Consider the following 14,803-nt stretch of genomic DNA (forward strand, 5'->3'; position numbering starts at 1 on the left):
AAATTGGTTAAAGTAAAATTATACAATCGATAGTGCCAACTGACGCTATCAGATAACGATTAAAACAGTTTATTAAATTATTCATAAGTAAAAGGACGGTATCATGCGCGGAGTCAATAAAGTTATCATCATCGGTAACCTCGGAGCAGATCCTGAGGCACGCCAATTCAGCAATGGCGGTAGTGTAACCAATATCTCGGTTGCGACATCAGAGCAGTGGACAGACAAACAAAGTGGCGAAAAAAGAGAAGCGACAGAGTGGCATCGTATCGCACTTTTTAACCGTCTAGGTGAAATCGCAGCGCAATACCTGCGCAAAGGCAGCAAAGTCTATATCGAAGGTAGTTTGCGTACACGTAAATACCAAGACCAAAGTGGTCAAGACCGTTATATTACTGAGATTCGTGCTGAACAAATGCAGATGCTCGATGGTCAAACTGGCGGCGGTCAGGGTGGAGATAGCTTTGGTAGTCAAAACCAAGGTCAAAGTGGCGGCTATAATAATCAAGGTGGTCAGAATAACTTTGGTCAGCAAGCAAATAATCAAATGGCACATCAAGGTGGCTACAATCAACCAGCGGCTCAAGGTGGGCAGAACAGTTTTAACAATCAAGCGCCTGCTCAGCAAAATCAGTTCAATCAGCCAGCACAGAAACCTGCACAATCTAAGCCTACAGCAATGCCAGATGGCCCTGTAGATGATGACATTCCGTTTTAACTTATACCTTAGACTTTAATGTAAAAATGCTAAAAAAGCCCTGCAACTGCAGGGCTTTTTTAATGCTTGCTATAGTTGATTCAGTTTAAAAGAGATATAAGGCAACTGAGTGCAGATGTAACTGTGATACTTCAAACGAGGTTAAGGCTGTAGCTCTTTTATAGAGGATTAACTATATCCAGAAATGTAATTCAGTTGATGCTTTTTAGCATAGTTAAACTAAATTTTTATTAAAGAATTTTTTAATTTATTTAATATGCTCTTAATTTTTAATCGAATAAACTTAAGTTTATTTATTATTGGTTTAACACTATTGGTTTTCACATTAGCTAGTATGCTTACTACCTTCCATACTCTATATTGACCGTTTATACCAAAAAATAATTATGATTAGTGACGTTTGGTTTTAAAAATTGCTATACTAACTTTATATGGCATATAGTTAATATATACTGATCGTCTATAAATAAAATAAATTTCGGTGATAATAACCAAAGTTTTACTTGTTTCTTATTAATAAATCGAAAGCTATTTGGATAATAGATCTTTATATGAAATGGTTAACTTCTTCGGAACGTACCATAGGAACGACATAGTAAGTTACAGAGCTGATGCAGAACTATCTCCAAAATTAGCAGTATTTGAGAGTATAGTGCATAGAGATACTACTCTATTATTTTAACAGTAGATTTTGGTCGAAATATTATTGTGAAATTCTAGCAGTAGTCAAAGTACTAGAATTTTGTTCTATTATTAGGAAATACTTTCGAAGCTATAATAGCAATATATAAAGAATAGTGACTTGTATGTTTAGATTTATCTAAAACTAATTTTATTTAAAATGGATACAATGAGCATCTGTTGCTATATATCTTCTATTTATAATAGATTGTTCGAGATGCCATTAGAAATTGAATACTCTTTAGAATTAATTATATTTTATAAATAGAATTAATGGCCAATGAACGATTTGTTCTCCGCATGTTTTCACGAAAAATAATACCTCAATAGAGGCCACACTCTTATTTTATAGTTGGATTTATTATGAGCAAAAATAACGCAATTGATTTAGAAAATTTGAACGTAGATGAGTTACGTGCTATCACTGAAAACGCTCAACAACTTATCGCCAAAAAACAGCATCAACGTTTGTATGATGCCTATATGCAGTTCGAGCAGATTGCAGAAGATAGCAATGCAACGATTGAAGAAATACTGAAAGCTGGTGAAAAGTTAGAGAAAAAACGCAGCATTAAATATCGTAATACTGATGACCATAGTGAAACTTGGACTGGCCGTGGCCGTAAGCCAACGTGGTTAGTCGAAGCGCTAGCAGCAGGTCGTGATATCGAAGATTTCGCTATTTAATTAGCTGTTTTCTTATAGAGTTACTTTCTGTGAACCAGTTTGAAGTTGCTATTTATAATAGTGTATTTACAACCATTTAGCGACAGACATAGCTGCTTTCGAGAAAATAAAAGCCAGTATCTTTACTGCCAGTATTTTGGCAAAAAGATACTGGCTTTTTTTCTGTCATCTATATGCCATTGTTTGTTATGATAATGACGTTTTTGTCTTATATAAGAGTTGTACGACTGTGGCCCAAGTATCTGAGTTTTCTCATAAACGTCCCCGTAAGCTCTGGTGGCTAGTGGGGTTTGTGTTGTTTGCGCTATTTGCTGTTTTGCAAATGCCAGCAGCATGGTTACTTGAGAAATACGCGCCAGATACGCCTTATGTCCAGCATGTATCTGGCAATGTATGGCAAGGTGCTGCTATTTGGCAGTTGCCTATGTCATCAACATCGCTTACAGGTATGGCAGAATGGTCATGGCAGCCTTGGCAGTTACTCATAGGTAAGCTAGGTGCGGACGTCAATATTAACTCATCACAGACACGTCTGAATGGGCAAGTTAAACTTGGTCTGAGCTCATGGCAAGTTGACAACATGAGTGGGAAAATTGCACCTGAGACGCTAGCGAGTATGGTCAACTGGCAGCTGCCAAATGCCCCTATTCAAGTAAATAATGTATCGCTAACGCGTCAGGCTGATAAAAATGACGCATCTAGTAGTGAGCCTGCTAAAGACGTTGGCGGATTTAGCGCAGCGGATGGTCAATTGACTTGGGTTGGTGGTGAGGTAGGCTATCCTAGTGGTGGCAAAGTTTTTTATATTACGATGCCCGCTCTAAGAGCCGAGCTTAGTACAGAGCAGAAAAACAATAGAGATTTGCTGCATATTAATTTATTAAACAATCAAGATAAGCGTTTGGGAGATCTGTATCTCGATAGCGATAATATGCTCGATGTCAGTTTGACGCAGCGCTTGCTAGAGAATATGCCTGAATATAAAGGACAAGCTCCTCAAGATACGCCAGTTGTCAGTGTGCGCCAGCCATTGTTAGCTGGTTTGGGGGCGAACTAAATGCTTAATATCGCCGCAAGTCTAAAACCTGTTATTAATACTCTCAATCGCTTTTCAGGTTGGCTATTATTGCTAGCCATTGCTTGGTTATGCTGGACAGCCGCCCGTCTTTTATGGCTACTGTTAGCAGCGCCTTTAGCACCTGCCTTGCCTTTAGCGCCTCTACAGAATAGTGCTAAGTCCACTAACGACTATAGTGGCTTATTTGCAATCTTTGCTGATCCCGATCCTATTACCGCAGCCGTGCAACCACCTCCCAACATTGAGCTCAAGGGCGTACTACTAGCCATACCTGAGAGCATGTCTTCGGCTTTACTGAATGTCAATGGCGAAGTCAAAAATTACCGCATCGGTGATGGGCTAAAAGATAGCGATTATACGCTCGTGGCTGTTGATTGGAATTCAGTCATCATCGCTGATGCTAACGATAAAGAAACCGTTATTAAAATGCCAGAGGCGATGCCATTAGACCAAAGTGATATGCTAGCAAGCGGAATAAGTAATCAGCGTTTGCCAAACAATAGTATGTTGCCTACAGCGCCCCAGCCAGTACAAAACGCTGTTCCTGAGACAGAAGGGACGACTGGCGCAGACACTTCAAGTAATCCACAGTCGGCTATCGAAGAAGCGGTTACGGCCTTGCAAGAAAACCCCGCCAGTTATCTAAGTAGGATGGGGGTGATGGCATCAGGTGAAAGCTACCAAGTCACAGCGGCGATGCCTGCTGGCCTACGTAATCGTTTAGGGTTAGAGCCAGGCGATAAGGTACTGACCGTCAACGGACAGAGCGTAGGCAATAACCCAGCGCAAGATGCTGGTGTACTTCAGCAAGTACAGCAAGCAGGTGAAGCGCAGATAGAGGTTCAACGTGGTGAGCAAGTTATTACGATTCGCCAGCAGTTCTAGCAAGGTAGGTTTTTAGCAAAATTGCTCCTTAAACACTCAGCACATAGTAAGCAATATCACTGTAGGTAATCATCAATATGGTAAGTTTTCAGAATTTTTCAGCCACGCCTTTGTACTGTAGCCTGCAGCGTTTGATGCGCCTGTGTCGTCCACTTTGTCTGGCAGTGCCATTATGGACTGCTGGTGTTGGTCTTGCCAATGCTGAGAGCTGGAAAGTTAATCTACAAGATGCTGATATCAAAGCCTTTATCAATGAAGTTGCGACCATTACAGATCAAAACTTTGTGCTTGATCCACGTATCAATGGTAATGTCACAGTTATTTCCAACAAAGCCCTGTCCCGTGATGAGATTTATCAGTTATTTCTAAGCGTGATGCAAGTGAATGGTATCGCTGCGATTGAATCGGGAACGACGACAAAACTGGTGCCAGATAATATTGCTAAGCAATCTGGTGTGGCGGTTGATTTACGCGGTGATAGTGTTGGTGAGTCGCTTGCCACTCGAGTTATTTATTTGACCAACACCCAAGCTGCAGAAGTATTAGGTGTTATTCGCCCATTGATGCCGCAGTCGGCTCACGCGGCCGCTGTACCTGGTGTCAATGCGCTGGTTTTGTCCGATCGAGCAGACAGTCTTAATCAGCTGACAGCCCTTATTCGTGACTTAGACAGCAATGTGAATGACAGTTTGCAAGTGATACCACTACGCCACGTCGATGCCGAACGTATGATGGAGTTGATTAGCGCTTTAGTCTCAAGTGCGGGTAGTGGACAAGCACAAGGTGGCAACAATCAGCTAAAGGTAATTGCTGACACGTCGAGTGATAGACTGCTAGTCAAAGGCAGTCCTGAAATGATTGCTAAAGTCCAAGAAATGGTCAATCAATTGGATACTACGCCTACCAGACGTTTAAGTGGTTTACGTGTCTTTCGTCTAAAGTATGCTAGTGCTGGTCATATCGCCGATATGTTACGCGGCTTACTCGCTAATCAATCTATCAATAGTGCTGGCGCGACCTCGACACTAGAATCCGCTTCGCTAAATGATGCAAGTAGCACAGGCGCCGCAATTAATAATGCAGCTAGCGATAGCCTAGGTAGCAGTGCAGCTGCTGTGTCGACTAGCAGCACAAGCGGAACAAGCACAGGAGTGGGCGGTCGTCCGTTTAGTATTATCGCTGATGAAACTCAAAATGCCGTTATCGTCAACGCCGCACCTGAGCTAATGTTTGAGATTGAAGATGCGGTCAACCAGTTAGACAGTCGCCGCGCACAAGTATTAATTCAAGCAGCTATTGTTGAAGTGTCAGGCGACGATGCCACCCAGCTAGGCGTTCAATGGGCGTTAGGTAATGCCAATAGTGGCTATGGAGTGGTCAACTTTAATAATGTGGGAGCCAGCGCGACGACGCTTGCGGCGGCCGCTTTAGCAGGGACGAGTACGGCAGGTATTAGCGCTGCTGCCAGCTCTATTGCTGGTGCATTGATAGGTATTGGTGACAGTCGTAAAGACAGTCAGGGCAATACAGAGTTTTATGGCGCTATTCTACAGGCGCTTGACTCATCTACCAGCGCTAATCTATTGTCCATGCCATCGATTTTGACATTGGATAATGAAAAAGCCAGTATCTTGGTTGGTCAAAACGTACCCTTTGTCACGGGCTCTTTTACCACCAGTGGCAATAATTCAAACAACCCATTTCAGACAATTGATCGCCAAGACATTGGTATTAATTTGAATGTTATTCCTCATATCGGTGACAATGGCACAGTACGTCTAGAGGTATCGCAAGAAGTCTCGTCAGTGGTACCAGGTAGTACGGGTAATGCCAGTGGGCTAATTACCAATAAAAGCCTTATTAATACGACCATCCTAGCGGATGATCAGCAGACGATTGCCTTGGGCGGCCTGATGCGTGACAACACCACTACACGTCAACAGAAAGTTCCTGGGTTGGGCAATGTTCCTATTATCGGTAGACTTTTTCGTTCTGACAACGACAGCACCCAAAAGAGCAATTTGATAATCTTTTTACAGCCGACTATTTTACGTGATGGTGGCGCGGTAGCGAGTGTGACTGAACGCAAATTCAATCAAATGAGAGTGTTGCAGCTGGTCATTGATAAAAACGGTACGATTAAGCAATTACCATTGAGCGGCACTGAAGGTTGGAGTGGTAATGTCAGTGCGGATTACGAGCTCATGCCGCTAAATCCCCTTATCCCTAAACGTGATCAAGCGCCAAAATCTACTTCGCAAGGTTTTACGAGAGTAGATAGTCCTAATAGTGGTATCACGACCTATCCTCTTAATCGTTAAAATATTAGCTCTATATATAACGGTTAATGTGATTCGACTGGCATAAATTAATGTACGATGTAATAGATACTAGTTACATCGTACATTAGCTTGCGTATTCATAACACAGATAAACATAGCCGCTTTTATATTTGAGTATATTGGTTACTAATAGAATAGTGAGTTACGTATTATGTTTTCCGCTACAGTAAATCAGAAGCTAAAATGACAGATGATAAAAATACAAAAAAATGGCTTTTACTAAGTGTGGCTGCAACTGCGCTATTACTCATCCCTAGGCGCAGTAGTCGAAAGGACAATACGGAGACAGTAAATAGTCATAATACCGTATCTGAGGGTAGTGATATTGACGATGCTCACGAGAATGTAATTAGTAAATAGAAGCTAGTAATTAAAAAATAGAAGCTCAATAATGCGTCTATAGCAATATTCTTATATAAAAATACTTGTATAGTAAAAATTGCTTAGTGTTTATTACTCAATTCTATGTTCTGAAAAGTCAGTTTTGGAGTTTATTAATGTGTGGCAACAAATCAGTGACCATGGCTGAGAGAACAGATGCTAGAGAAGTTTTAAAAAATGTCTATCCTCTTATAGATACGCATACACATTTTGATGCTCCAGTGTTCGACAATGATCGCAGACAACAGGTAGAGCAGGCTTATAGTCAAGGTATTCGTCACTTAGTGCTAGTAGGTTATTTATATCAGTATTTTGATCGAATGTACGATACTCAAGATTTCATTAATAAAATGTCGCCATCGTCTGTGATAAAGGTGAATAGTAAAGATAAGTGCGATGTTGCAGCCCATATCGCGCTAGGTTTACATCCTTTTTATATTAAGCAGCATACCGACGACCATTTAACACAACTTGAGCAAATGGTGATAGAGCGTCGTCCATTAGCCATTGGTGAGATTGGATTAGACACCTTTACCGATGCAATGAAGCAGCCTGATGTATTTGCTAAACAAAAAAGGTTCTTTGCGGCGCAGTTGGATATAGCAGTGGCCCATCGACTGCCAGTGATGCTGCATATTCGTAAGGCGCATGCCGAAGCACTTGCAATATTAAAAGCGCATAAATACGATGCGCATAAATTAGGTGGTATTGCCCACAGTTTTAGCGGTGGTGAACAAGAGGCCAAGGCTTTTGTGAAATTAGGGTTTAAGCTTGGTGTCACGGGTCAGATAACCAATCCGAATGCCAAAAAACTGCGCCGTGCTATTCAAGTAGCAGTTGAGAGTCATGGCATCGAATGCTTGGTCATTGAGACGGATTGTCCAGATATGACACCTATTATGTGTCAGACAACGGATGATACTGATTCACATAATAGGAATGTACCAGCCAATCTGCCATGGGTATTGGCAAGCTTGAGTGAGCTATTAGAAATACCACATGATAAACTTGCTAAGCAGTTATGGCAAAATAGCTGTAATGCTCTGAAAGTAGACTGGGCTTATTCAGTGTAACTATGCTATTTATAAGAAAAGCATCGTTGTAATTAGAAGCTAAAAAGTATGAGCCGTATAAATGACAACCAAAATATTTTAAAAGAGAATTTGATCTGTTATGAGTGACACGCGACAATTTGAACAACCAAAATCCGTCGAAGACAGTCTTGCACAAAACGAATCGCTCCAACAAGATGGGCAGTACGATCGTCGTTTTCAAGGTACACGGACACTATATGGTACCTCTGCGGTTGATACTTTTTCGGCAGCTCATGTCTACATTATTGGTGTAGGAGGGGTGGGCTCTTGGGCAGCAGAGGCGCTGGCTCGGACAGCAGTGGGAACGATTACGTTGATTGATTTGGATGTATTGGTTGCTTCTAATGTCAATCGCCAACTGCCTGCATTGGACAGCACATTTGGTCAAAGTAAAATTGAAGCAATGGCAACTCGTATTAGAGAGATTAACCCTACAGTAACCTTAAATTTAGTCGATGACTTTTTGACGGTAGATAATGTCACCACACTCTTACCAAGTCGTGAATCGGTCAAGTCCGCTACTGCTCAGGGGAGACCGATTGTTATTTTAGACTGTGTAGACGATATGAATGCTAAACTGGCAATTGCTTTACACTGTCGTTTTAATAAACTAAAGTTGGTCTGTGCGGGCGGTGCAGGTGGTAAGATAGATCCAAGTCAGATTAGAGTTAGTGATTTGCGTGACTGTTATCAAGATCCACTACTTGCCAAGTTACGCAACAAGTTACGCCACGAGAAAGGCATTAATAGTGCTTTAAAAGAAAAATTTGGTATCAAATGTGTCTATTCGACAGAGCCGCCAATTGTAGATAAAAGCTGTCAGACAGGCGGTCTGCAGTGCGGTGGTTATGGCTCAGCAGTGGTCGTTACGTCAGTAGTGGCGATGATTATGGTGAGTGAAGCATTACAATTATTAATAAGACAGACGAGTCGTAACTAATACGTCTGATATTATTTAACGGAGTTTACCTTGTCTATATCTAACTCATCTCAGCAGAGCTACCCTGTCGCGGTAGATGAAATAGAGCGTATCAATAAGCTAAAGAAATATCAGGTACTCAATGAAGATGAGGAGCCTGCGTTTGATCGGCTTGTTGAACTCGTAAAGCTGTTTTTTGATGTGCCTGTAGTTACGATCACTTTTATGGATGAGGAAACTCAATATTTAAAGCCAGCCTGTCAATTTGGTAGTGAAGATGAGGCTGTAAGCAAAGGACCACGTAACACGGCTTTTTGTAATTATACGATACTGTCTGATGATGTGTTAATCGTGTTAGACACATTTAAAGATAGCCGTTTTAGCCAAAGTCCGATGGTCACAGGTGCTCCGTATTTACGATTTTATGTTGGTGCACCTATTATCTTAAATGAAGATAACAAAAGGTATCGTCTGGGCACCTTATGCCTTATGGATACTGAGCCACATCAGAGTTTTAGCAGTCAACAAGAAAAGATATTGGCGCAGTTTGCAATGATGGCGGCAGATGCGTTGAAACTACAAGATAAACAACGCGATGCTAAGCGTGCTAATGAGATGAAATCGAGCTTTTTGGCCAATATGAGTCATGAGATTCGTACACCGATGAATGGTATTATCGGTATGGTAGAGATGTTAGGCGATACGGAACTCAGTAGCGAACAACGTGACTATGTTGATAACATCAAAGTCTCTAATGAACATTTGATGGTCATCATTAATGGTATTTTGGACTTATCGAAGGTTGAGTCTGGAAAGATGACGATTGATTCTATTCCATTGAACTTATCTAGTTTATGCAATGAGGTTGTCAGTTTGTTTGCGATTAAGGCACGCCAAAGAGGTGTAACCTTAGATTATCATTATACTGAAACGCTATCACCTTATGTAAACGGCGATCCTGTACGTCTAAAACAGATTATTGCAAACTTGGTCAATAACGCGATTAAGTTCACGCGTGAAGGTGGGCAGGTAAGTATCGATGTCAAACATATGGACAATTGCTACTGTCCAGATAACATCGATGAAAAATTTGTGAGTACGAGTAAAGAAAAAGAAGCGAGCAAAATAGAGTGCGATAAAAACGGTCAGAACATGACTTTGTGTATAGAAGTGAAAGATACGGGTGTTGGTATCAAAGAAGAGTCGTTAGAGGCGATATTTGACGCTTACGATCAAGCAAATAAGTTTACCCATCGTATTTACGGTGGTACTGGACTTGGACTGTCTGTTTGTAAGTCCCTAGTCGATTTGATGGGTGGTCACATTTACGTAAATAGTGAAGTAGGGGTTGGTACGACATTTAGTGTTTTATTACCGCTGACTACTATTGATGAAGACAAGTATGAGACATGGCAAGACTCTAACGATACGACTATGATTGAACCTACGCATGAGCGGTCTGGTCATATATTGCTGGTCGAAGATGATGCTGTCAATGCGATCATAGCCAAAAAATCACTAACCAGCAGTGGTCATACCGTTACCCATGTTACGGATGGTCAGCAAGCAATTGAGGCTTTCGCTTTATTCCCTGACCGTTATGATGTGATATTAATGGATCATCATATGCCGATTATGGACGGTGTACAGGCAACTATTAAATTGCATGAATTGTATGATCCCCAAGTACTACCGCCCATTATTGCCTTAACTGCCAATGCAATGGACGGCGAGCGTGAAAAATATCTGAAAGTTGGTATGCAGGACTATTGCACCAAACCTTTTAAGCAAGAACAGTTGAATGCCTTGGTACAGTATTGGCTGATACAAAAGCAATCATTGGAAGAAGAGTAACTTACTAGATATTAGCATTAGCGCCATTGATTAGCATTTTAATGTAACTATGATCGGTAAATATAAAAAAAGCTTAACCGCCTATATGGTGGTTAAGCTTTTTTATTGATGATAAAGATATCAGTAAATATCAACTACCAGTCATGTCTAGAGCGATATTAGTTCACGCGAGTTTGGTAGTCGCCAGTACGCGTATCAACACGTACCACTTCACCTTGTTGCACAAATAATGGCACACGTACAACAGCACCTGTCTCTAATTTAGCAGGTTTGCCACCACCGCCTGAAGTATCACCGCGTACGCCAGGATCTGTTTCTGTGATTTCTAACTCAACGAAGTTAGGTGGCGTGACTGACAGAGGAGCACCATTAAATAACGTAATGGTACATAGAGCATTGCTGTTTTCTTTTAACCACTTGATTGAGTCACTCATTGCGTTTTTGTCCGCTTGAATCTGCTCAAAGCTTTCAGGATGCATAAAATGCCAAAACTCGCCATCGTTGTATAGATAGTTCATTTCAGTATCCATCACATCAGCAGCTTCTAAGCTGTCACCTGATTTGAAAGTTTGTTCCAGTACTTTGCCACTACGAAGATTGCGCAACTTAACACGGTTAAAGGCTTGACCTTTACCAGGCTTGACAAACTCGTTTTCAAGAATGGCACAAGGGTTGCCATCAAGCATCACTTTTAGACCAGCTTTAAATTCATTAGTAGAAAAACTTGCCACAAGAAACTCCTAGGGGTTGTAAATATAATAGTAAGACATAGGGCTGACTGTACCAAAATTTTCTGTTATGCCAAGTATTTACGGATTAACGAGGATACTTTGATAGGCTAGACACTAAGGGCGTATAATATCGGATTTTGGGCACAGGTAATAGGCTGTCATGATAAACCATTTAATCACACAAAAAAACTGGCAAACGCAATTATCGGAAGCTATTACATCTGTTGATGAGCTATTGAGTCTCCTACAGCTTGAATCAATGCGTGCAGAAGTTTACGTACCTAAGCATTTTGAACTGCGTGTGCCGCGTGGCTTTGTGGCAAAAATGGCTATTGGCGACCGTAATGATCCCCTGCTTAAACAAGTGTTACCAGACCAGCAAGAGCAAATCAACGTCACAGGCTACGTAGCAGATCCGTTAAGCGAAAACACGCAAAACCCTGTAAAAGGTTTGCTGCATAAATATGAGTCGAGAGTGTTATTAACGATTACGGGTGCGTGCGCTATTCACTGCCGTTACTGCTTTCGTCAGCATTTTGACTATAGTGCCAATATGCCTACTGCTGATGCAAAAGAAAATATCATCAATTATATTAATGCAAATCCTGAGGTCAATGAGGTAATTTTGAGTGGTGGTGACCCACTAAATGTGACTAATAGACGATTGTTTTCATGGTTAGATACTTTGGAGTCTCTTCCGCAGATTACTACGATTCGGTTGCATACGCGTTTGCCATTGGTGATACCTGCACGCTTGGATTCTGCATTGTTAGAGAGGTTATCTCAAAGCCGCTGCCATATTGTCATGGTCATTCACTGTAATCATGCCAATGAGCTAGATGCACCAACCGCTGAATACTTGCAACGTGCGAGAGCAGCTGGAATTACACTATTAAACCAAGCCGTGTTGCTAAAAGGTGTCAACGATACTCTTAACGCGCAAGTACAGCTTAGTCAGCGTTTGTTTGCTTCTGGCGTGCTACCATATTATTTACATGTGTTGGACAAGGTGGCTGGTGCGGCGCATTTCGATAGTAGTGAGCAAGCAGCGATTGAGCTTTATTGGTCATTGCTAGCATCATTGCCAGGTTATCTTGTCCCTAAGTTGGTCAGAGAGTTACCTAATAAACCTTTTAAAGTGCCGATTGATATTTACAGCAATGGCTAATGTAGGGCACTATATCAATTTAGGAGAATTAGTAAACAAAGAGTGGCTCTTAAAAAAAGAAGCGGATAGTATCTTTAGAAACTAAAATCTAGGATTTATGCTTTTTTATAAGTATAAATAGATATATGATTGGAACAGAATATAAACTGTCAGTATGTAATCTACCTAAAAAGTATATAACGTTAAATACAAAACTTTGCCAGTATATAGGTATTGTCAGAGCGTACTGCTAGATTTAGGCTCACAATAAATAGATATCATCACTTTTCTATAGTCGAGCTTAACAAACATTTTTTATGCCATACATGTATTTGTACTGCTGCATATTACTGATTGCCTCAGAGTGACTAATAGAGAGTAAACATACTGATGATAACTTTATCAATGTTTCAAGAGCATTTAGATTCTACAGAGCCACTACCTCCGCTATCTAATCGCTCAGTAAATGGTCAAGAGCGTTACTTGTTAAAGATGTTGGCAACGCTACCTACGCTTACCCAGGAGCAGCAAACAGAGCATTTAGAGAGTCTACTGACAGTATTACGTGAATCCAATATGGATGAACAACAGCGTCTCAAATTAATGGCAACAGTCATTGATGCTTCAGACCGGCTGATTGCAGCTTTTAGGCAGCACTATATCTATGAGACAGGTGCGCTTAGTCAGGATCAGATGTCTTATATCGCTCAAATGCAATCGCTGCATTATTTAATTATTATGGTTTACGACAAAGTCATACGTCGTGAGACGCAGTTGTCAGAAGCCTCCTTAAACCAATCTTCTGGTAAAGGTTGGCAGCGTTTTTTTGGTGCTGAGACTAAACCTGATAGCACGCTTGCTATTGCGATTTATCAATCACTATTAAAATACCAAAAACTATTAGCAGAAGAAACACTGTGCTATCGAAAGCCATCAGATTACCTGTGGTCTAAAGTCAATCAGTTATATTATCTGGCTCATCAGAAAAAAGTAGCTGATATGGATTTAAGTCTACATACTGTCACGAACCAAACAAACAGTATCCATCAGCTATATTGCCAAATCTGTTTGCATCACTTGTTAAATTTGCGTGCTATGAGGCGCCCGAATATCTTACTCGTACAGCGTCTATTGCCTGACTGGGCTAAACAAATGGGCGCGACAATGGAGCCTACCACCGAGACAAAGGTTTTTGTTGATCTTCATAGTAGTAATCCACCAAGCTATCTAACAGTCAACTCTCATATCAACCCCTATGAAGATCGTCATGACTGTCTATTTATAGAACTGACACCGATAGTTGAGTATTTTGAGTCACGTAAAAAAGACTTTATCGAGGAAGGTAGCACAGCAGAATATAGTTTGCTTAATGCTATTTCGATGACCATCAGCTACCGCTATTTGCAGCCGCCACTTACTTTGCCAACCAAATATACTAGCAAGCAGCAGGCAAAGTTAATCACCAATTTTAATGATATACACTACCATGTAGGTCATTTAAAAACTTTCGCTAATCTAATTGATATTAAATATCTACGAGAAGAATACAGGCCTTCATATGACACATTTGATAATGAAAGTAGTTACAGAAGTATCATAAATATTGAAACATTTGACGACTATGACAGTTCTTCAGCATATCGCACACTGCATTTTTTACCAAAAAATGATGAGTTCAATAAGAATGGTGTCAATAAAGATATTTTCAATCAAGAAATACTTAGTATAGAAAAAACTGACCCTGACTTTTCTATGACAGCACTTCAGCCTTTACATATCATGAGTCTGATTCTGGTCTATGGATCTGAAAATACAGAACAGCCTAATTGGTTAATAGGGGTCGTGCGTTGGCTCAATCTAGATACCAAAAATCCAGAAGTAGAATGGCAAGTACTTGGGCATAAAATTGTGGCATGTGGACTACGTTTGGAAGGTAATCAAAAACGAAGTCGACATTTTGTACCAGCATTTATTCTTGGTAAGGATGAACAGCTGCAGACGACTGGCACACTAATCGTACCACCTTCGTACTTTCAAGCTGATGATAGAGTCGTCATGCGTATTGGCAATAAACAAACCTCCCTACGATTAGGACGCAGGCTGATGATGACTGATAAGTTTAGTCAATATGAGGTTGCTCAGTTATAACGCTTAGGGATACATCCGTACATAACAGGGGTTTTAGGCCATAACGGAGAGTTTATACAGATTTTCGTCAGTAATATAGTAGGCGACAAAGGGTATAAGTTAATCTGCAGTTGGTCTAATTATTGTCTATAATGATAA

General features: G+C 40.8%; 11 protein-coding genes. 10 read left to right on the top strand and 1 reads right to left on the bottom strand.

Features of this window, described 5'->3' with window-relative positions; translation table 11 throughout:
* Nucleotides 1-103 precede the first annotated feature (103 nt).
* From ssb to JMX96_RS09535, 8 genes are all read left to right on the top strand, one after another.
* Nucleotides 104-718 (top strand): single-stranded DNA-binding protein, encoded by a 615-nt coding sequence (gene ssb, locus JMX96_RS09500; protein ID WP_201568795.1) that lies wholly within the window; start codon nt 104-106, stop codon nt 716-718.
* 1,044 nt (nt 719-1,762) lie between these two features.
* A complete protein-coding gene (locus tag JMX96_RS09505; protein WP_101204384.1) occupies nt 1,763-2,086 on the top strand; it encodes an H-NS family nucleoid-associated regulatory protein in 324 nt (107 codons plus the stop codon).
* Nucleotides 2,087-2,315: 229 nt separating this feature from the next.
* The gene (gene gspN, locus JMX96_RS09510; RefSeq protein ID WP_201568796.1) at nt 2,316-3,143 is read left to right on the top strand and encodes a type II secretion system protein N; all 828 of its coding nucleotides are present in this window, start codon (nt 2,316-2,318) and stop codon (nt 3,141-3,143) included.
* A complete protein-coding gene (locus JMX96_RS09515; protein WP_201568797.1) occupies nt 3,144-4,049 on the top strand; it encodes a type II secretion system protein N in 906 nt (301 codons plus the stop codon).
* 77 nt (nt 4,050-4,126) lie between these two features.
* Complete coding sequence (gene gspD / locus JMX96_RS09520; protein WP_201568798.1) at nt 4,127-6,370, top strand: type II secretion system secretin GspD; 2,244 nt, start codon at nt 4,127-4,129, stop codon at nt 6,368-6,370.
* Between the two features lie 542 nt (nt 6,371-6,912).
* Nucleotides 6,913-7,845 carry a TatD family hydrolase gene (locus JMX96_RS09525; protein WP_201568912.1) on the top strand — a complete coding sequence of 311 codons (933 nt, stop codon included), beginning with the start codon at nt 6,913-6,915 and terminating at the stop codon, nt 7,843-7,845.
* Nucleotides 7,846-7,945: 100 nt separating this feature from the next.
* Entirely contained in the window at nt 7,946-8,806 is an 861-nt protein-coding gene (locus JMX96_RS09530) for a ThiF family adenylyltransferase (RefSeq protein ID WP_201568799.1), read from the top strand.
* A gap of 30 nt (nt 8,807-8,836) precedes the next feature.
* A complete protein-coding gene (locus JMX96_RS09535) occupies nt 8,837-10,639 on the top strand; it encodes a GAF domain-containing hybrid sensor histidine kinase/response regulator (protein WP_201568800.1) in 1,803 nt (600 codons plus the stop codon).
* 158 nt (nt 10,640-10,797) lie between these two features.
* Here JMX96_RS09535 and efp read toward each other — a convergent pair whose 3' ends face one another.
* Nucleotides 10,798-11,370: an elongation factor P gene (efp, locus tag JMX96_RS09540; protein WP_057761310.1), complete on the bottom strand. Its 573-nt coding sequence runs from the start codon at nt 11,368-11,370 to the stop codon at nt 10,798-10,800.
* A gap of 160 nt (nt 11,371-11,530) precedes the next feature.
* Here efp and epmB point away from each other — a divergent pair, with 160 nt between their 5' ends.
* Nucleotides 11,531-12,538: an EF-P beta-lysylation protein EpmB gene (epmB, locus tag JMX96_RS09545; protein WP_201568801.1), complete on the top strand. Its 1,008-nt coding sequence runs from the start codon at nt 11,531-11,533 to the stop codon at nt 12,536-12,538.
* A gap of 369 nt (nt 12,539-12,907) precedes the next feature.
* Nucleotides 12,908-14,665 carry a hypothetical protein gene (locus tag JMX96_RS09550; RefSeq protein ID WP_201568802.1) on the top strand — a complete coding sequence of 586 codons (1,758 nt, stop codon included), beginning with the start codon at nt 12,908-12,910 and terminating at the stop codon, nt 14,663-14,665.
* Nucleotides 14,666-14,803: the final 138 nt, after the last annotated feature.

It is taken from the genome of Psychrobacter sp. JCM 18900 (assembly GCF_904846625.1).
Taxonomy (GTDB): domain Bacteria; phylum Pseudomonadota; class Gammaproteobacteria; order Pseudomonadales; family Moraxellaceae; genus Psychrobacter.

Bases quoted from the DNA above. Each gene is read 5' to 3' on its own strand.
- JMX96_RS09550 (WP_201568802.1), top strand. From the start codon at position 12,908: ATGATAACTTTATCAATGTTTCAAGAGCATTTAGATTCTACAGAGCCA.
- JMX96_RS09525 (WP_201568912.1), top strand. From the start codon at position 6,913: ATGGCTGAGAGAACAGATGCTAGAGAAGTTTTAAAAAATGTCTATCCT.
- ssb (WP_201568795.1), top strand. From the start codon at position 104: ATGCGCGGAGTCAATAAAGTTATCATCATCGGTAACCTCGGAGCAGAT.
- gspD (WP_201568798.1), top strand. From the start codon at position 4,127: ATGGTAAGTTTTCAGAATTTTTCAGCCACGCCTTTGTACTGTAGCCTG.
- JMX96_RS09515 (WP_201568797.1), top strand. From the start codon at position 3,144: ATGCTTAATATCGCCGCAAGTCTAAAACCTGTTATTAATACTCTCAAT.
- JMX96_RS09530 (WP_201568799.1), top strand. From the start codon at position 7,946: ATGAGTGACACGCGACAATTTGAACAACCAAAATCCGTCGAAGACAGT.
- JMX96_RS09505 (WP_101204384.1), top strand. From the start codon at position 1,763: ATGAGCAAAAATAACGCAATTGATTTAGAAAATTTGAACGTAGATGAG.
- epmB (WP_201568801.1), top strand. From the start codon at position 11,531: ATGATAAACCATTTAATCACACAAAAAAACTGGCAAACGCAATTATCG.